Annotated in this window: 11 protein-coding genes; all 11 read left to right on the top strand. The window is 63.7% G+C overall.

What is annotated here, in order from left to right; translation table 11 throughout:
• Positions 1-20: 20 nt before the first annotated feature.
• Positions 21-1130: a glycosyltransferase family 4 protein gene (locus Thiosp_RS24480; RefSeq protein ID WP_201066562.1), complete on the top strand. Its 1110-nt coding sequence runs from the start codon at positions 21-23 to the stop codon at positions 1128-1130.
• Complete coding sequence (locus tag Thiosp_RS24475; RefSeq protein ID WP_201066564.1) at positions 1127-4600, top strand: glycosyltransferase family 4 protein; 3474 nt, start codon at positions 1127-1129, stop codon at positions 4598-4600. Before Thiosp_RS24480 ends, Thiosp_RS24475 begins: the two co-directional genes overlap by 4 nt.
• A complete protein-coding gene (locus tag Thiosp_RS24470) occupies positions 4597-6357 on the top strand; it encodes a DUF6311 domain-containing protein (RefSeq protein ID WP_201066566.1) in 1761 nt (586 codons plus the stop codon). The genes Thiosp_RS24475 and Thiosp_RS24470 overlap by 4 nt, the downstream gene beginning before the upstream one ends.
• A 27-nt stretch (positions 6358-6384) precedes the next feature.
• Positions 6385-7320 carry a glycosyltransferase family 2 protein gene (locus Thiosp_RS24465; RefSeq protein WP_207188050.1) on the top strand — a complete coding sequence of 312 codons (936 nt, stop codon included), beginning with the start codon at positions 6385-6387 and terminating at the stop codon, positions 7318-7320.
• Positions 7320-8183, top strand: a complete 864-nt coding sequence (locus tag Thiosp_RS24460; RefSeq protein WP_201066567.1) for a class I SAM-dependent methyltransferase — start codon at positions 7320-7322, stop codon at positions 8181-8183. Before Thiosp_RS24465 ends, Thiosp_RS24460 begins: the two co-directional genes overlap by 1 nt.
• A complete protein-coding gene (locus Thiosp_RS24455) occupies positions 8180-8548 on the top strand; it encodes a GtrA family protein (RefSeq protein WP_201066569.1) in 369 nt (122 codons plus the stop codon). Before Thiosp_RS24460 ends, Thiosp_RS24455 begins: the two co-directional genes overlap by 4 nt.
• Before the next feature lie 336 nt (positions 8549-8884).
• Positions 8885-10990 carry a DUF4214 domain-containing protein gene (locus Thiosp_RS24450; RefSeq protein WP_201066571.1) on the top strand — a complete coding sequence of 702 codons (2106 nt, stop codon included), beginning with the start codon at positions 8885-8887 and terminating at the stop codon, positions 10988-10990.
• A gap of 729 nt (positions 10991-11719) precedes the next feature.
• Positions 11720-14557 (top strand): beta strand repeat-containing protein, encoded by a 2838-nt coding sequence (locus Thiosp_RS24445; RefSeq protein ID WP_201066573.1) that lies wholly within the window; start codon positions 11720-11722, stop codon positions 14555-14557.
• Positions 14558-14654: 97 nt separating this feature from the next.
• Complete coding sequence (locus tag Thiosp_RS24440; RefSeq protein ID WP_201066575.1) at positions 14655-15902, top strand: hypothetical protein; 1248 nt, start codon at positions 14655-14657, stop codon at positions 15900-15902.
• A complete protein-coding gene (locus tag Thiosp_RS24435; RefSeq protein ID WP_201066577.1) occupies positions 15899-18130 on the top strand; it encodes a tetratricopeptide repeat-containing sulfotransferase family protein in 2232 nt (743 codons plus the stop codon). The genes Thiosp_RS24440 and Thiosp_RS24435 overlap by 4 nt, the downstream gene beginning before the upstream one ends.
• Complete coding sequence (locus Thiosp_RS24430) at positions 18127-18876, top strand: SapC family protein (RefSeq protein WP_201066579.1); 750 nt, start codon at positions 18127-18129, stop codon at positions 18874-18876. The genes Thiosp_RS24435 and Thiosp_RS24430 overlap by 4 nt, the downstream gene beginning before the upstream one ends.
• The last annotated feature ends 12 nt before the right edge of the window (positions 18877-18888 follow it).

Genomic DNA, 18888 nt, shown 5'->3' with positions numbered 1-18888 from the left:
CGCGCCCCGAGCATCGCACCGTGCCTCCAGTCATTCATCAATACTTGCCCACCACTGCGGTGGGCGACGGTGTCACCCAATCGGCGCTGTTTATCCGCAAACTGCTGCGTCGGCTTGGCTACCGTAGCCACATCCATGCCAATTTGTTTCCTGCTGAGCTGAAACACGACATCCGGCCCGCCGACGCGCTCCAGTCCGACCCCGGCGATGTCCTGGTGTTTCACCACTCCATGGGCCACAACCACGTGTCCGTCATCAAGCGCTACACTGGCCCGCGTATTCTTGTCTACCACAACATCACCCCAAGCCACTACTTCGCTCCCGGCACGGCCGAGCGCCATTACGCCGCCAAAGGTCGTGAGCAGCTTGCTGACTGGAAGCAGCTGTGCCAGGGCGCCATTGCCGTTTCACCTTACAATGCCCGCGAGTTGACGGCGCTTGGCTACCCGAATGTGTGCACCTTGCCCTTGCTGGTGGACCTGGAGCAACTTGGGCAGATTCCCGCGGCGCGGCCAGCCTGGGCACCCGACCCCAGCCGCCCGTTCTTGCTCAGCGTTGGTCGGCTGGTCGAGAACAAACGCCAGCACCTGCTCCTTGAGGCGCTCTGGTACCTGCAACAGCATCTGCCCGCGCAGCAACGTCCTCAGTTCGTTCTGGTGGGCGGCACTACCAGTCCTGCCTACGCGGACCATTTGCACGCGGTTCGCGCCCGTTTGGGGCTGACCGAGCAGGTGCTCATCGTCGGCAAATGCTCACAGGCGCACCTGAATTGGTTGTACCTGAACGCCCATGTCTACGTGACTGCTAGCGCCCACGAGGGCTTTTGCATGCCCCTGACCGAAGCCGGCTTCTTCAAGCTTCCGGCAATCGCTCTGGCCAGCTCCAACATCCCTGACACCCTGGGTGAATCCGGCCTGCTACTGGACAGCAGCGACCCGCGAGTCCTGGCGGCCACCCTAGCGGAAGCTCTCACCGACACCAGCTTGCACGCCCAGCTCAGGCAGGCGGCGCAAAACAACCTCGCGCGCTTCGACCCCGATGCACTCCTGCCACCCCTGGCCGATTACCTTGCCCAGCATCTTGCCCAGACGATGACCCAGTCCAGAGACGCGAGCGAAGCACCCACATGACCCCGCGCGCCATTCATCAGTTCTCCCTCGCAGTCCATGCCGGCGACGGCATTGCCAATGGCATGTTCCTCACCCAAAGGCTTTTGCGCGCCGCCGGTTTTGCTTCGGAAATCTATTGCCTTTCCGCTGACCCACCGGTCAAAAAGCGCGTGCGCCAGTTCAAGCGCTACGCGCCCCATCCTGAGCAACTGCTGCTCATTCACCACGGCATCGGCAACTCCGCCGAGGCGCAGCTCCAGGCGCTACCCGACAAGCGTTTTCTGGTGTTTCATAACATCACGCCGGCTGAATTCTTTGCCGCCTCCGATCCCATCCGCCCGGCGCTGGCCCAGGGCTGGCAGCAGCTCGATGCCTGGCGCGACTGGCTCACCGGCGCCATCGCCGACTCCGAGCAAAACCTCAGCCTGCTCCTGCAGCACGGCTATGCGCCTGAGCGCTGCGCCGCCATCCCGCTGCTGGTGGACCTGAGCAAATGCGTGCAACTGCGCCCCGAGCATGCCGTGCGCCCGCTCGGCGCCCCCTTCCGGCTGCTGTTCGTCGGTCGGATCATGCCGCACAAAAACCAGCTTGGTCTGGTCGAGATGCTCGCGCAGCTGCGCACCATGTCCCAAACGCCGGTGCATCTCAGTCTGGTCGGCGGCATGACGGATACCAACTACGTCGAGCAAATCCGCGCGTGCATCAGCGCCCTTGGGCTGGCCGAGCACATCAGCCTGCCCGGGAAAGTCGCCGACGCCGAGCTCGCTCGTTACTTCCAACAGGCCGATCTCTACCTCAGCCTGAGTCGCCATGAAGGCTTTGGCATGCCGCTCATCGAGGCTATGGCACGCCGCCTGCCCGTGCTGGCCTATGCCGCGCCGGCAAGCAACATCCCCCACACCATCGGCGCCGCCGGCCTGCTGCTCGACAGCGACGATCCGGCCGCCGCCGCCGCCGCAGTGGCCGAGCTGATCGACAACCCCCGAGTGCGCGCCCACCTGAACCAAGCCGCCGTGGCCCACCTCACCGCCTATCGTCCCCAGGCCCTCTACGACAGGCTGCGCGATTACCTCCTGCGGTTCGATCTCCACCTGCCACACGCCAGCGTGGAAGACAACCCAGCAGCCGACGGTTCAGATCCCGTCGCCGCACCACTGCGCTATCGCCTCGAAGGCCCGTGCGAAACCAGCTACAGCCTTGCCATCGTCAACCGCCATCTGGCCTTCGCCCTCGCCCGGCGCCATCCGGGCCGGGTGGGCCTGTATCCGAGCGAAGGCCCGGGAGACTACCCGGTCGATCCCAAGCAAGTTGCCGCCCATCCTGGCCTGGCCGAGCTGCTCGACGCCGGGCGTAATCAGCTGCTTGCCGATTGCGCCCTGCGCCTCATGTACCCGCCGCGCGCCAGCGGCATGAAAGGCCTCATCAACGGCTTGGGCCCCTACGGCTGGGAAGAATCGCAACTTCCCTGGGAAAATGTGCTCGAGTTCAACCGCCACTGTCAGTTCGTCACCACCATGTCGGACTACGTCAGCCGCACCCTCATCGACAATGGCGTCAGCCTGCCCGTGCGCACCATCGGTATCGGTGTCGATCATGTTCTTGCCGCCGCACCGGACCCCTCGCAGCTGCCCGAGATTCCGCCCGGTTTCTGTCTGCTGCATGTTTCATCGGCCTTTCCGCGCAAGGGCATCGACGTCCTGCTCGCCGCCTGTGCCGAAGCCTTCACCGCCGCCGACCCCATCGTGCTGGTTATCAAGACTTTCCCCAACCCCCATCACGACATTGAGCGTCAGCTGGGCGACTGGCGCCGCGAGCACCCGCGGGCGCCCAAAGTCGTGCTCATCAATCGCGACCTCAGCGACGGGGCCATCCGCGCCCTGTACCAGCGCGCCGACCTGCTCGTCGCCCCCAGCCGCGGCGAGGGCTTCGGCCTGCCAATGGCCGAGGCCATGCTCCACAACCTGCCCGTCGTGACCACAGGCTTTGGTGGTCAGACGGACTTCTGCGACGACACCACCGCCTGGCTCATCGACTACCGCTTCGCCCGCGCGCGCACCCACATGGGGCAGGGCGCCTCCGTCTGGGCCGAGCCTGACAGCGGTCATTTGGCCAAAATCCTCAGCGAGCTCTTTAGCCAGCATCAGGCCGGCACTCTGGGGGTCTACACCAGCGCGCGCGTGCAGGCCGCCCATGCCCGCATCAGCGCCGACTACAGCTGGGACGCCGTTGCCGCCCGCCTCGATGATTGGCTCGCGGCTTGGTTCCAAGCCCAGTCCCCTTCGGGCCAGGTGCCAATGCTCCAGCCCAGCCTGCGCCTGGGCTGCGTGACCACCTGGCACAGCGCCTGCGGCATCGCGACCTATAGCGAGAAACTGCTCACCCCGGCCCTATCCGACACCTTCATCCTGGCCAACACCGATGCCAAGCTGACCCAGCCGGATACTGAAACCACTGGCCGCCCTGGCCACCCAAGGGTTGAGCGTTGCTGGCGCGCCGGGCAGAAAGACACACTCCAGCAACTTGAGCAGGCCATTGTCGCTGCCGGGCTCGAGCAAGTGGTCATTCAATTTAACTTCTCCTTTTTCAACCTCAAGCACTTGCGTCGCCTGCTCCAGGCGCTGCACGCCCATGGCGTGCAGACCTTTGTCGTTTTCCACTCCACCGCGGACGTCTACTGGGGCTCGGAGCTAAAAACCCTGCGCAGCCTGCTGCCTGAGCTTGGCCGCTGTCAGCGGCTATTCGTGCATGGCACGGCTGATCTCAATCATCTCAGAGATTTGGGATTGGATGCGATCACCACCCTACTACCCCATGGCGTTGCGACCGATCTCACACCCGCCACCGGGCTGGATACAAGCGCGCTGCCAGCCGGGCGGCGCATCATTGCCAGCTATGGCTTTCTCCTCCCGCACAAAGGCGTGCGCGAGCTCATCTCAGCCTTCGCCCAGGTGCGTCAGCACCACCCCGATACGCACCTGTTGTTGCTCAACGCGCTCTATCCCGCGCCCGTCTCGAATGCCGAGCGCGACGCCTGTAGCGAGCGCATCACCGCGCTTGGCCTAAGCGAGCACGTCACCCTCATCAACAACTACCTGCCAGACAGCCACTCGCTCGCCTGGCTCGCTCGCGCCGACTGTATTGTCTACCCCTACCAGCACACCCAGGAATCCTCCAGCGCCGCCGTGCGCTGGGGCCTGGCCAGCCGCAAGCCCGTGCTCTGCACGCCACTCGATATTTTTGAGGATGTCGCCAGCGCCGTGCACTTCCTCCCCGGCACCTCCGTCGAGCAACTCGCCCAGGGCCTGAACGCCTGGCTTGCCGACCCCCATGCGGGCGAGCGCCTTGCCGACGCCCAAGCGCAATGGCTGCACCAACACGACTGGCGCCGCATCTCCCAGCTCCTGCGCGGGCTGCTCACCGCGACACTGCTCAACAATCCAAACGCAAACGCAAGCGCAAATCCAAGCCCACAGAGCGGCGCTCGCTCATGAGCGCGGCCTCAGCGCTGGCGGCTGCGCAAAAGCCCAGCATGCAACACGCATCACCAGCCGACCCCGACTTCAGCAAACCCCTTGCCTGGCTCCGCAGCCCAGCCGCCGTCATGGCAGCTGGAGCCATCCTCGGGCTGATCTTTTATGTTGTCATCTACGGTGTCGCCCGGCTTGACCCGGCCAACATCGGCTGGCTGATGCAAGGCGACGCGGCCACCCATTACCTCGGTTGGGCCTTTTTCCGCCATGAGCCCTGGTCTTTCCCGCTCGGGGCATTGCATCGCTACGGATTGGAGATTGCTGCATCCATCGTCTACAGCGATTCCATCCCCATTCTGGCGCTGCTGTTCAAGCCCTTTTCCAGCTGGTTGCCAGAGCCCTTCCAATACACCGGACTGTGGATACTGCTGTGCTGTCTCTTGCAAGGCGCGCTGGCAGCCTTGTTGTTGCGGCGCTTCAGCGACAACCTCCCGTTTGTCCTGCTAGGAACCGGCTTTTTCCTGCTCAGCCCCATCATGGTCATCCGCAGCGGCGGTCAATTCGCTGGGCATTTCTCCCTGCTCGGCCAGTGGCTCATTTTGGCTGCCCTGCTGCTTTACTTCTCAGACAGGCTTCGTGCTGCGGGTTGGTTCTGGGGCTTGTTAATCGCACTTGCCGCGCTCACCCACGCCTACCTGGCGGTTATGGTCGCCGCCATTGGCGTGGCCTCGCTCAGCCGCGGCCTGCTGCAAGACACCGCCTTTGGTATCGTCGCGCTGCTGCGCGCGCTCATCCCGATGCTCTTGCTGCCGCTGGTTGCCATGTGGCTGGCTGGTTACTTCGTGATTGGTGGCTACTCCGGGGGTGGCGCCGGTTTCTATTCCATGAACCTGCTCGCCCCGTTTTTGCCAACAGTTACACTGCAGTCCGCCTTCCTGCCGAGCCATCCGGTGGCCACGGCCGGCCAGTATGAAGGCTTCAACTACCTCGGGCTTGGGGTTCTGCTGCTGCTTGCCTTGGCGCTCGCGACAACACTCAGACAGTGGCGCGAGGTCGCGCGCAGCTACAGATTTTGGCTGCCGCTGGTTGGGGTGTGCGTGCTACTTACGCTCTACGCGCTCTCACCGCGCATCACCCTGGGCACCCAGACCTTGCTGGAGCTCCCGTATCCGGCCTCCGTCGTCGAAGTGTTCCGCGCCACCGGGCGCATGTTTTGGCCAGTGCACTACGCCCTGATCCTCTTTGCGCTCATTGGCGCCCAGCGCATTGCAAACCAGCGCCTGCTCATCGCCATTGTTGCCGCCGCTTTGTTGCTCCAGTGGCAGGATCTGCGCCTTATCGTCTACCATCGCTCCACCATGAAAGACGCCGCAGCCGTTTACCAGTCGCCCTTCCAGGGTGCCTTCTGGTCGCGGGCCGCGGCCCCTTACGACCGCGTCCTGCTGGTGCCACCCACATTTTCCGTGCACGACTTCGTGCCTTTTGCCGACTACGCTGCCCGGCATCAGCTCGGCATTAACATCGCGTACTATGGCCGTCCCCCGTCAGCCGCGGCCCAGGCCCAACGCGACCAAGCGGTGCGAGACTTTCTCGCTGGCATCGTCGACCCCGACGCGCTTTACATCATCACCCAACCCGCCTTGCTGCCGACAATCCAGGCGCGGCTTGCTCCGGGTGATCGCTTGGAGCATCACGACGGCTACTGGGTTCTTCTGCCGGGTGCCGCGGCGCTCGAGCTGGCACCCGAATCGCCACGGCTGCCGCGGGCGCAGCCATAAACGCAAGTATTGCGGAACATTCAGCCCATGCTGTCGATCATCTGCCCCCTGTACAACGAACAAGCTGCGGTCGAGCCTTTTTTTGCTCGTTTGCTCCCGAGTCTGGCTGCAGCCGGTGAGCCTTTTGAGATCCTTTGCATCGACGACGGCAGCCAGGATGACACCCTCGGCGCATTGCGCCGCGCCCAGCAAGACTGCGCGGCTATCCGCATCGTCGAGCTGTCGCGCAACTTCGGCAAGGAGTCCGCCCTGACGGCTGGACTGGACCTCGCCAGGGGCGATGCGGTGATTCCCATCGACGTCGACCTGCAAGACCCACCGGAACTCATTCCGGAGTTGGTCGCCAAGTGGCGCCAGGGCTATGAAGTCGTCCTGGCCAGACGCAGCGACCGCACCAGCGATTCTTGGCTTAAGCGTCAAAGTGCCGAGGTCTTCTACCGTCTGCACAACCGCATCGGCGAGGTTCCGTTGCCCGACAACGTTGGGGACTTCCGGCTGCTCGACCGCGCCGTCGTCGCGGCCGTGCGCCAGCTGCCTGAGCGGCGGCGCTTCATGAAAGGCCTGTTCGCCTGGGTTGGCTTTCGCACCACAACGGTCGCATACACCCGCGCGCCGCGCAGTGCCGGGCACTCCAAATTCAACGGCTGGCGCTTATGGAATTTCGCGCTCGAGGGCATCACCTCCCACAGCACCGTCCCCTTGCGCATCTGGACCTATGGCGGCGCCCTGGTTGCCGGGCTGGCGTTTTGCTACGGGTTGTTCATCACCCTGAGAACCCTCGTGGTTGGCGTTGACATGCCCGGCTACGCCTCGCTGATGACTGCGGTGCTGTTTCTTGGTGGCGTCCAGCTCATCGGTATCGGCGTGCTGGGGGAGTATCTCGGCCGCCTTTACCTCGAGTCCAAGCAGCGTCCGCTGTATCTCATCCGTGCCATTCACGACACAGACTCTCGGGAGCCCTAATGGAGGACATCATTTACCGCCAGATGGCCGCCGAGCAGGACCAGCACTGGTGGTTCCTTGCCCGCCGCCACATTCTGGCTCGCCTGATTGCAAACCTCGGTCTTGGCCACCATGTGCGCGAGGCGCCAGAGCGCGATACCCCTATGCAGGCGTTTTCATCGGTCCTTGAGATCGGCTGCGGGCCGGGCGGAAATCTGCCCATGCTCGCGCGCTTCGGCCCACTGTGCGCGGTGGAGATGCACGACTACGCCCTGAGCATGGCCCGCCAGCGCGCGCCCAGCGCCGATATCCAGCGCGGCTGGCTGCCCGATCATTTGCCCTTTGCCGGGCGCCAGTTCGACCTCATCGGCCTGTTCGACGTACTCGAGCATGTGCAGGATGACCAGGCTGCGCTGGCGACCGTCCGCGCGCGCCTCGCCCCGGGCGGCATCGCCATCCTCACCGTGCCCGCTTACGCCTGGCTCTATGGCGACCACGACCGAGCCCATGGCCATTATCGCCGCTACACGGCCGCCAGCCTGCGGCAAAAAGCGCAAGCCGCCGGATTGCAGCCGGTGCGCATTGGCTACTTCAATACCTTGCTGTTCGCGCCCATCGCAATCGCGCGCTTGCTGGCACGCTTGCGCAGACCCGGCGGTCGATCCACCAGGAACACCAATTGCGCACAAAAATCTCACACCACGAGTGCATCCGCGCCAACGTCTGATGGCGTCAAGAGCGACGCGAGCCTGCCCCCGCCATGGCTTAACAGCCTTCTCATGAGGATATTCGCCGCTGAGGCGGCCATCATCCCGCGCTGGTTTTTTCCTTTCGGTGTTTCGGTTCTTGCCGTGCTGCGGCACCCAGGGGCGCGGAATCCATGACCAAGCTGCTGCGAGCCAGCCGCTTCGCGCGCGTGGGTGTCCTCGCGACAGCCACCCATATCCTGGTTGCCACCAGCCTGATCGAAGCACTGGGCACCAACCCGACGCTCGCCAACGCACTGGCCTTCTGCACCGCCACCCTGGTGTCCTACACCATGAATACGCTGTGGAGCTTCACCGCGTCCCTCGGGGGTGGTTCCCTGATGCGTTTCCTTGTGGTTTCCCTGGTTTCGCTCCTCGCGACCATTGCCTTGAGCGCTTTAGTGGACGCGCTTGGCTGGCCTTACTACACTGGCATCGCCTGTGTGGTGACAGTGGTGCCAATCATCAGCTTCCTGCTGCACCAACACTGGACCTATCGCTGATCCCCCGGCCCTTCTGCGGCATCGATCTAGCATCGGCAAAGGCATCCTGCGGCAGCGCCATTTCCACGGATTTTGGCGAGGGTGCCACGATGATTTTGGCTTTGGGCCGACATGGTGGATAATAGCGCTCCCCACGAAATACATGAGGTTTCCTCGCCCATGAAACACCCAGGGTTTAGGTTTTTGCAGACATCTGGCGCCGGTTGTTCCGCCGCTTTCCCCTCTGGAGCTAAGCCCCGGCGCGCTCGCAAACGCGCTTTCTCACTGGCCGGCTCACTGGCCGGCGCTCTTGCTGCCCTAGTGTCCGCGCCGCTTTTCGCTGCGGTTCCCATTTCGGTGGGGGAGAGCCCGCAGCTCACCGGCTTTGGCACCGTGATCAAAAGCCCCCAGCGCGAGGCCCAGCTCGGCAGCGCCATGGCGGTGGGGGATTTCAACGGCGATGGCATCCAGGACCTTGCCATCGGCGCGCCGCGCCAGGACAGTCCGCGCGGCGTCAGTGAGGCGGGCGTGGTGTCCGTGTTCTTTGGCGGCGGCCAGATCGCCAGCCCCCTCGGCGTGGTCGAGTCCAGCGACGATGGCGTCGCCGATCTCACCCTGGTCGGCGACCGCCAGCAGGGCTTTGCCGGCCACCGCCTCGCCGCTGGCGACCTCAACGCCGACGGCTACGACGACCTGGCCGTCGTCTCCCAGCGGGTGAATGATCAAGACGCTCCGGTCGCGGAAGAAGACGCCCGCATCGACATCGTCTTCGGCGCCGCCGACCTGACCGGCACCCAGACGCTCTCCACTATCGCCGGTGCCACCATCCTGCCCGCCTCCTCGATGCATGTGACGGACATCCTCATCGGTGACGTCACCGCAGACGGCCAGGCCGATCTCATCTTCGCCGACGACCTCACCGACAGCCCCAGTCATCCGCCAACCGCCCCGCTGGTCGATGGCCTGCCACGCGGCATCAATGGCGCCGTCTTTGTCTACTATGGACAGCGCCTGAGTGGCGAGTTCACCACCGACCCCGGCGCCGACGGCGGCAACTTCGATGCCATGATCGCCGGCGGTGTCGCTGGCGATCAGATCGGCTCCGAGATCTTTCAGGTGCATGCCCTGGCCCTGGCCGACGTGAACGGCGACGGCACCGCCGAGCTCATCATGGGCGCCCCTGATAGCGACCATGGCACCATGGACCTCGCGGAGGTGGGGGCAACCTACATCCTACCCACCGGCAGTCAAATTAATTATCTGGTTGACATCTTTAGCGAAGCTACCAGCGTCATCTATGGCGCGGTGGAGGGCGACCAAACCGGTGAGCGTCTCGCCGCCGGCGACTTGAATGGCGATGGCATCGCGGATCTCGTCATCGGCGCCCCACGATCCGGCTGGGGGCAGTCCGGCACCACCGGCAAAGGCCGCGCCTACCTATTACTTGGTGGCAGCTGGGGCGCAAGCGTCGATTTGTTCGAGCAGGCCAGCAGCACCTTCCAGCTGAGCGAGGATATCGCCCGCATCGGCTTCAAGACCGGCAACGCCCTGGCTATTGGCCCGATCAACGACGACAGCATTCCAGACCTGGCCATCAGCACCACCAATTCTTTCGCCGTCAGTGGCACCAACGGCTGGGTTCATGTCCTTTACGGCCGTTCCAGCTGGGATGACGAATACGCCATCGACATCCAGGCCGATCTTGCCATCATCGCCCCCGAGAGCAAACCGACCCCGGGTGATCCGCTCTCCGCCGGGCGCATGGGCACAACCATCGCCTTGGCCGATCTCGACAACAACGCTGTCACCGACATCGCTCTCGGTGCCCCCTGGGGCAAGGGCAATGACTCCATGGTCGGCAACGGTTGGGCGGGCATTCTCTACAACCCCGCCGACAGCCTGCGCGCCACCACAGCCTGGCAGGTCATGGAAATCTACATCGCCACCGTTGGCTACGCCCCGGACGCCGCCGGTTTGGCTTACTGGGCCACCAACATCGACACCGACCCTAACTGGGTCGCGCTCACTGTCGCGCAGAGTTTCTTCGACCAGCCCGGCGTCCAGGCCATGTACCCCGTGGGCCAGGATACCGACACCTTTATTCATGCGCTCTACACCAATATCTTTGGCCGCATGGCAGATGCCGAGGGGCTCGCTTTCTGGCGTGGGGAGCTGGACGCCGGTCGCGTGCAGCGCAACCAGATGATTATCGCACTGCTCAACGGTGGCTGGGCCAACCCGGACGCAGCCGATGACATGGCGCGCTTCGGCCACCTGGTGGAGATTGGTCTCGCCTTCGCGCAGGCGCAGGTGGTGGCTGATGTTGAGTACGATAGCCTTAGCGACGCGCAGAAGCTTCGTCTGCAGCAGATCGGCGCTGAGATACTGAGTGGCATCACCGCCGATCCAGCCACGCGCGATGCCGCCATCGCCAGCATCCCCGACCTGCTTACCGGCTTCTAGCCTTAAAGAGCTCCTCCCACTGCGCACCCCACGCGCAGGGGAGGTTTTTTTATCAAGCGGAACAAATTGGCGTGCTGGTGTTCAGATTCACCAGGACTGCAGCCACGTGGCATAACGCACCACAGCCAGCACTTGTCTGTTTTTTGCCAATAACCCGTTTTCGCCAGTGCCTTTAATGCGCTACATCGGTTTTGTCAAGTCAAATAACAGTTGACGTGCAGCAACCAATCAACTAGAGTCCAGCATGACGGTGGTCCAGGAAGAAGCTATTATGCTACCCCCCACTGCCCGCAAACTGGTTTCGCAACATGCTTCTGAACGCAGCCTTTCCTCCAACCCAGCTTATCCAGCTAAGCCCCACAAGGCGGATTAGGTAAATGTCCAGTAGGTTCCCTCAAGATACCGCTCAATTTGCCGTTACCTCGCCCTTTAAGCGCCCGCAACGAAGCGATTGGCTCGCGGTCCTAACACCCTTCCGCCGCCTCATGAAAACGCGCTGCGAGAAGATGATCCTAAACTGATTGGGCAATTTGCATAACACATCACGCTACGCTATTGACCAGCTATGGTCCGGTAATCTAGTATCCCTGTTGGTATGCGCGCGTCGCCGATGCTATGCTAGTTGCTCAAGACCAAAACACAACTACGGCCGCACGCGCGAGCTTAAAGGCCAAAATCCACACTGACCCGACTCTACCGATAAAATCGATCCATTAAGGAGATCTCACAATGGCAAGACCAGAATCCTACGGAACCCTCGAGCAGGTTCTCGAAATCTACGCCGGCGTCTGGGGCGCGGCTGCGGACTACGAAGGTGCTGACTACTGGATGGACGCCATCGACAATGGCGATCTGACCTATGTCGACACCGCCGCCAGCTTTTTTGACCAGGCTCGAGTACAAGAGCTGTACCAAGATGCCGAGGGCAATCCGCTGACCGGTGACGATTTCCTCACCGAGCTGTACATAAACATCTTCAAGGTCGACACGCCAGACGCTACAGGTTTCGAGTATTGGCAGGGCCGCATGGAAGCTCTGGGCGTCACCGACTATGACTCTGCCGAGATCGGCACCCTGGTCATGGAAATGATCGATGGCATGTGGGCGAATGAAGACACCGTCGACACCACCCAGAAGCTCTACCAGAACTGGATCACCGCCTCCGTTCAGTTCTACGACGACCAGAAGGCCGATGGCTTCACGCCGTTCAGCGAGCTCGACGCAGCGGATCAGCAAAAGTTCCTTGATGCAGCAGCAACCTTAGTCGACAGTCTCGACGAAAATTCAACCCAAGCTCAAATTGATGCTGCGGTTGACACTGCTGTCGCTGCCGCCGGACCAGCAGGCGACACCTTCACGTTGACTACTGGTGTTGATACCTTCATCGGCACGCCGAACAATGACGTGGGTACTGGTACGCAGGATACCTACCAGACAACCGACTCGATCATTGATCAGACGACCACTGACGCCGATGAGTTGACGATTACGACCACGGCCAGCATTAATGCGACGCCGCAGGTTCGTGACATTGAGACGACGAACTTCGAGGTGACCCGAGTCGGTAGCTTCGTTCTGGATGCCGAGAACATGGTGCATACCACTGGCGGGCAGACGGTGACGGTGAATCGTTACGATCCGACGGAGACCTTGAGTGGTGCTGGTTCTGTCACGATCAATAACACCAATGCGGGTACCTTTGTGGCGGGCACCAAGGTGACCGGCTTCACGGTTGACTTCGAGGATAACGAGTCCTTGCTGGCGACTGTCGATGGTCGCGAGGCGACGGGCGACATCGACATTACCGATGTGGCGCAGGGTGGCGTCATGGTGATGAGCGGCGAAGATCAGGATGTCGATCTCGCCGAGTTGGCGGGTGAGAAGAACACCGCCGCGACCATCCAGACCGCTGGCGGCGTGATCGACGTGACCAACGGTGTCGATGATCTCACCATCAATCTGGCGGAGTCAGAAACGCCGCCGACGGTCGAGGTGGGTCTTAATGCGATTAATGACAGCCTGACCTTGGGTGGCACGGGTGACTTCGCGCTTGAATTCACAGCGGCTGTTTTGACGGGTAATGAAGTCATTAACAACGTCACCGGTGATGTCAACCTGACCGTCAATACGCCGGGGAATTTGGACATCAGCGACGTCGATAACGTCACGTCCATCGAGCTTGATGGCAACTTTGGTGCTAGTACCATCCTGACCGGCGACAGCCAGACATTTGTCACGGGCGACAGTCAGACCGGTACGCTGGACATCCAAGCCGACGATGAAAACTTCTCGGTGACCGTTGGGGCGCTGAACGATATCACGCTGAACGATGTTGACTTTGGCGCGGGCGGCAGCGATTTCGATGCCGTGACCTTCGATGTGACCGATGGCGCGATCACCGTTGGCGGCACCATTAATACCGACAGCGCCGACCTGCTGGTGACCGGTGAGGAGGACGCTGATCTTGGCACCGTCACGGATGCGGGCTCGATTCGTTCGCAGACCACGGGTGATGTCACCTTGGTTTCCCAAGGCAACGCAGCCAACGATCAGATCATCGAGACCGGTGAGGGCGATGACACCGTAACCGTCGACTCTGCTGGCGACGAGTTCGCCGTGGACTTGGGCGCCGGTGACAACACGCTCAATATTGACGACGCGGCTGACAACTCGCAGTTCGTGATGAGTGATGGTGATGATGATGTCACGGTCGATACCGCTGCTACGGGCAACGAGATCGCGCTCAACTTCGGCGGCGGCACCAACACCCTCACGGTAGCCGGTGGCGCGGTCGATGCGACCGACTTCACCTTCTCTGGCAGCCTGGATACGGTTGATACCGACAACAACGATCTGACGGTCACCAGCAAGCAGTTCGCTGACTTCTTCGATGGTGTCACCTACGACGACGACAACGCCGGTAATGCCGGAACCATCGTGGTCAATGGTGTAGCGACTGAAACCACCATCGATCTGACCATTGTCACGCCGCGGATTGGCACCACGGGCGGCTTCCAGGTGAACAGTGGCGTCGGCGAGGACACCATCACTGCCTCCGACTTGAGCGACATCTTCAACTACACGGCCGATACCCAGTACGGCGATGTGATCAGCAACTTTGAAGATAGCGGTACTGATCTGATCCATCTGGATGCGAGCGTGCTCTTTGCCAATGCGACGGTTGCTGCGACAACGGTCTGGGCGCTCACTTCTGGCTTGGTCAGTGGTGGTGCCGTCGCGAGCGCGACTGCTGTCCAAACGAGCGGAACGCTCACTGGGCAGCAACTGCTCGGCACCTATGCCAATGTGACCGCATTCCTGGCGGACTTGAATAACGTCACCATGTCGGCGGGTGGAGGTAACACTGCAACTGCGTCCTCGCTTGCAAGTGCGACCTACGTCGCCTTCGGCTTAGGTGCGGCAGGGACCTTCTGGGTCGCCGAGGTTACTACCGGCAATCTGGTGCAAGCTGGTACAACGGTTGCTGTCAACGGCGTCACCAATAACGATGTGAGCACCATCCTCACGGGCGACGGCATGGCGATCACCGACGTCGTGCTGGTCTAACCCTTGGGCACAGCCCACCCAACCGGGTGGGCTCCCCATCTTTACCGACCCCGCTGCGACCACCAGCGGGGTTTTTTTTACCGATGAGAGAGATGGTATGGGCGCTGATACTGCGCGAGCCGCGCCGCCGACGGCCGGTCGGATTCATGCCAGCGACGCCGTTCGCTCGGCGCTGGAGGCGTTGCTGGCGGCACTCGAGGCAGCCGGCACTTGGATGAGTGCGGATCTGCAATGGCGCGCGAGCGAACAAGGGTTGACGGCCTACAGTCTGGCCGCGCATGGGGATAAACGCAGCTACCTGCGCTGGCCGCTGGAGGCGCTGCCACGCTACCAGCCGGGCGCGGTGGTGCTGGAGAATGACCAATTGCAGCCCGGCCAAATACCGGAGGAGACCACCGCCGCGCAGCAGCGGCTGCTGGACGCGCAGCTCGCGTTGCTCAATGCCCTGGAGGCGTCGGCGCGCTGGCGCGCCACGCACCCCGTGCTGGCACTGCCGGAGCGCAGCCCGCTGCGCCAAGCGCTGGCCGCCATGGCCGCGCCGGACGCGCCCTGGCAACAGGACCCGGAGCTGTTGCGGCCCGCCCAGGCGTCGGCCCTGTGCTGTGCCAGTTTGCTCGGCCGGCGGCTGGTGGCGGTGGCGCCACGGGTGGACCAGGACGGCACGGGCGAGCCGTCCTGGCACCTGGCGCCCTTGCTCGATACCTTGGTGGCGGACGCCGAGGGCGAGCCCTTGGTGATCAATCCGCGCGCGGTGCCGCCCTCCGTGCGCTTATTCGCCCGGGGCGGGGGGCAGCAACCGCTGCGGGTGCGCCTGGCGCAGCTCGACGCGCTCGACGCTTGGCTGCGCGATGGCGTACTCGACCTGAGCTGGCCGTGGCTGGGCTCGGTGCCGCTGACACTGCGGCTGCCCGATGGACGCCCGCTGCGGGTGGCGCGGATGCGGGCGGGGGTGCTGGCGCACCTGCCGCCGCCGCTGCAGGCGCTGCGCCCGTATCTGCCGCAGGTGGCGGTGGCGAACGAGGAGGTGCGTTTGAGCAAGTTACTGATTCCCCCGCCCGGGGCGCCCTTGGCGTTGCGGCGGGTGCTGGGCCTGTTGCTTGGGCAACTGGCGCCCGGCCTGGGCAGCGCTGAGCAACAGCGCTGGGTGCGCGCGAGCGAGGAGCAACTCTTGGCGGAGAACACCGCCTGGTGGGCGGCGCGCCAGGGTGAAGCGGCGGCGCTGCCGGCCGGCGCGCTCAAGGACGGCTGTGATGCGCTGTGCGCACGGGCGCTGGCGCAGTTGGACGCCTACCGCGCGCCCCTGGCAACGCGGGAGGCGCCGGGGAGCGCGGAGGCGGCGCCATGACCCCGACGAAACCGGCTCTGGAGGAGCTGCGCGCCTGGCAGCGCCAGCTTGAGGATGCGCGCGTGGTGGAGGCGTTGGCGGGACGCGAGGCCCTCTCGCCGGCGGAGGCGACGGTGCTGGCACTGGCGCGTTGGCGGCTGCAACCGACCGCGGCGGCAGCGGATTTAGCCGCGGTGCCCGCGCCGGCGAGCGACGATGCGCTGTGGCTTTCGGATGCCGCCTTGGCTGCGCTGGTGAGCGGCGAGCGGGTGCAGGCCGAGCAGTGGTTGCGCGCGGCCATCGCGCTGCCCGAGGCCACCGCGGTGGAATACGGCCGCCTGGGCGCCGTGGAACTGGTGGCCGGCGCCCTGGAGGAGGCGGCAGCCCATTATCGCGAGGCGGTGCGGCGTGAGCCCGAGCGCGCGGAATGGCACAACAACCTCGCTGGGCTGCTGGTGCGCTTGCAGCAGTTGGAGGAAGCGCTGGAGCACTATGATCTGGCCTTGACGCTGAAGGCCGCGCTGCCCGAGGCGCAGCAAGGGCGTGCGCGAGTGTTGATGGCACTGGAGCGCACCGCCGAGCTGGCCGCGGAGTTGCAACGCGCGCTCGATGACCAGCCCGAGGATGTCGGCTTGCGCCTGCGCCTGGCGCGCGCGCTGACGCAGGATAAGCGCCCGGGTGAGGCGGTGAGCGTGCTGCGCGATGCGTTGTTACCGCCGGAAGAGTCGCCCAAGCCGGCCACACTGGCCGCGCCTGGCGCCACGCCCAGCGCCGCCGAGCAACAGTGGCGCGAGCAACTGCTATTGCGCCGCGAGCTGCTGCACTTGCTGCGCGCGCGCGATCATCATCTGTTGGTGCTACGGGTGATCGCGCAACTCGAGCGCCTGGAGGCGCCGGAGCCGGAAGTGCTGATCGGCTTCAAGGTCCATGCCCTGAGCGAGCTGGGCCGCCACGAGCAGGCCGCCGAGGTGCTGGAGCAGGCCAGCGCGACCCATGGCGACCATGTGCGCCTGCGCATGGCGCGCGCCGCGCTGTTGGCCGAGCGGGGGCAGTACCAGGACGCCGAGACGCTGCTGCGCGAACTGCTGGAGATCTACCCCGGCGATGGCGGCTTGAAAACCCAGCTGGGGCAGGTGCTGCTGTGGACCGGGCAGCTCAAGGAGGCCGGCGCGCTGTTTGAGGAGGCGGCGCGCCACAATCCGCTGGCCTTCGCGCAGATGGTCAATGCGCGGCAGATGCCGCAAGACCCTAAGGCAATCGAGGCCATGGAGCGGGTGGCCGATAACTCCCTGCTACCCGATGACGCGCGGGTGACCATGGCCTTTGCGCTGCATGAGGTGCTGGATAAGGCGGGTGACTACGCGCGGGCGTTTCACTACCTGCACCTGGCCAACCGGCTGAGCGACAAGGTGTTGAATTATGATCCCGCTGCCTTTAGCCGGCGCGTGGATGGATTGATCGAGGCCTACAGCCCGGCGTTTTTTGCCCGCCAGGCGCCGATCCGCGCCAGTGATCGCACGCCCGTGTTCGTGGTGGGGATGCCGCGCTCGGGCACCACGCTGACGGAGCAAATCCTCAGTTCCCATCCGGCGATTTTTGGCGCCGGCGAGCTGGACTTGATGCCGCGGCTGGCCCAGTTGCTGCCGGCGGTGATCAAGAAGGGGCGCCCCTATCCGACGTGTCTGGGCGATTTCACGCCGGATCTGCGCGAGGAGGCGGTGCGCTTCTACCTCAAGGGTTTGAAGCAGCATGACAGTGAGCATCCGTATGTGGTCGATAAGATGCCGCATAACTTCATGCATCTGGGGCTGATTGCCTTGATCTTTCCCGGTGCGAAGATCATCCATGTGCAACGCGATCCGCGCGACACCGCGTTGTCGAACTATCAGCAGAATTTCAAGGCCAAGCACGCCGGCATGGGCTATGCCTTCGATCTGGTCAAGATCGGGCGTCAGATCAATGACTATCAGCGGATCATGCGCCATTGGCGCGCGGTCTTGCCGCTGAGGATCTTTGAGTTTCGCTACGAGGATCTGGTCGCCGACCAGGAGATCTGGAGCCGAAGGCTGCTGGAGTTTGTCGGAGTGGGCTGGGATGCGCAGGTGGCGTCCTTTCACGAAACCAAGCGGGCGGTGCGCACGGCCAGCGTCAGCCAGGTGCGCCAGCCCATGTACCAGAGCAGCACCGCGAAATGGCGGCGCTATGAGGCATCGCTCGCGCCCTTGCTGGAGATCTTGGAGGTGAAATGAATCAGGTTGCACTGACGAAGGCGCGCCATGGGCATTTGCGTCGGCGGCTGGGACCGCTGTTTTTCCTGGCTGAACAACCCTTGGCGCCGCTTGCGGTCGCGGAGGCGGCGCGCGCGGCGGTTGACCTGCCCTTGGCCTTGAGTCGCGATGCGCAGGGGACGTTGCGCCTGGTGGCCATTCTCGGGCGCCGCGCCGGGGAGAATGTGCATGTCGGGCCGAAAGGCGGTTGGTTGGGCGGTTATGTGCCAACGGTGGTGCGCTGTCATCCTTTCTCGTTGCAGATGAACGGGGCGGAGGCGGTGGTGGTGGTGGATGAAACCTCCGATTGGTTGTCAGCGAGCGAGGGTGAGCCGCTGTTTACCCCCGAGGGCGCTTTCGCGCCCGAGCTGGAGCGACTGGTGCAACTGATGAAGACGCGACTGCCATTGCCGGTGCGCGATCGGCCGGTGCTGGATGCACTGGATGCCAGCGGTGTGCTGGAACCCTGGCCAGAGCTGGGGGAGGGGTTGTTGCGGGTCAGTGCGCAGCGCCTGGATGGGTTGACGGATCAGGCGTTTTTGCGCCTGCGCGAGCAGGGCGGCTTGGCGCTGGCCTATGCGCAACTGATCTCGGCGCCGTGTTTGCGCCGTATGGAGAACCTGACCAAGCTCGGGACGCGCCTGGGCGAGCAGCAGGGGCGCGCGCGGGAACGAGAGCCGTTTGTCCTGGAAGACCCCAACGCCGGGATGCTGGTGTTTGACGACTAATCCGCGCGCGGA

Origin of the sequence: Thiorhodovibrio litoralis, assembly GCF_033954455.1 — a bacterium.
GTDB lineage: Bacteria > Pseudomonadota > Gammaproteobacteria > Chromatiales > Chromatiaceae > Thiorhodovibrio > Thiorhodovibrio litoralis.
This window is presented reverse-complemented; position numbering and strand designations above follow the sequence as displayed.

Excerpts from the sequence above, each read along its gene's own strand:
- Thiosp_RS24475 (WP_201066564.1), top strand. The coding sequence starts at position 1,127 with ATGACCCCGCGCGCCATTCATCAGTTCTCCCTCGCAGTCCATGCCGGC.
- Thiosp_RS24470 (WP_201066566.1), top strand. The coding sequence starts at position 4,597 with ATGAGCGCGGCCTCAGCGCTGGCGGCTGCGCAAAAGCCCAGCATGCAA.
- Thiosp_RS24465 (WP_207188050.1), top strand. The coding sequence starts at position 6,385 with ATGCTGTCGATCATCTGCCCCCTGTACAACGAACAAGCTGCGGTCGAG.
- Thiosp_RS24460 (WP_201066567.1), top strand. The coding sequence starts at position 7,320 with ATGGAGGACATCATTTACCGCCAGATGGCCGCCGAGCAGGACCAGCAC.
- Thiosp_RS24455 (WP_201066569.1), top strand. The coding sequence starts at position 8,180 with ATGACCAAGCTGCTGCGAGCCAGCCGCTTCGCGCGCGTGGGTGTCCTC.
- Thiosp_RS24445 (WP_201066573.1), top strand. The coding sequence starts at position 11,720 with ATGGCAAGACCAGAATCCTACGGAACCCTCGAGCAGGTTCTCGAAATC.
- Thiosp_RS24440 (WP_201066575.1), top strand. The coding sequence starts at position 14,655 with ATGGGCGCTGATACTGCGCGAGCCGCGCCGCCGACGGCCGGTCGGATT.
- Thiosp_RS24435 (WP_201066577.1), top strand. The coding sequence starts at position 15,899 with ATGACCCCGACGAAACCGGCTCTGGAGGAGCTGCGCGCCTGGCAGCGC.
- Thiosp_RS24430 (WP_201066579.1), top strand. The coding sequence starts at position 18,127 with ATGAATCAGGTTGCACTGACGAAGGCGCGCCATGGGCATTTGCGTCGG.